At 69.0% G+C, this 381-nt stretch carries 1 pseudogene; it reads right to left on the reverse strand.

Annotated elements, in window-relative coordinates:
* Positions 1-286: pseudogene (locus AOK17_RS52915) on the reverse strand (hypothetical protein); the annotation flags it as partial.
* Between the last annotated feature and the right edge of the window lie 95 nt (positions 287-381).

Raw genomic sequence — 381 nt, forward strand, 5'->3', positions numbered from 1 at the left:
GGCCGCCGTCCTTCGTGGCGTGCACCATGTTCAGGCAGGGTGCCGGGCCGGTGACCGGCAGCTGACAGGCCGTGGCCACGTCGTGGGTCTCCCAGACGAGGACGACTTCGTCGGCACCGGCCGCCGCGGCGATGTTCGAGAGCTGGGCGATACCCGTCTGCGCGTCCCTGCCGGCGCTGGTGGGGCGTACCCGGATCAGACCGACGAGCTCGCCGCGCACCAGCGGCATGATGACCGGGCGAGGCACGGCCCCTTCGCTCAGACCCGCGGTGTACGCGTTCTTCATCGACTCGACCAGCGTGTCCCAGATCTGCGTGTCCACGAACTTCCCCTTACCAACGACCAGTTCACGATCACGCCGACCCTGTCACGACGGCCGCT

Origin of the sequence: Streptomyces phaeochromogenes, assembly GCF_001418655.1 — a bacterium.
Classification (GTDB): domain Bacteria; phylum Actinomycetota; class Actinomycetes; order Streptomycetales; family Streptomycetaceae; genus Streptomyces; species Streptomyces phaeochromogenes.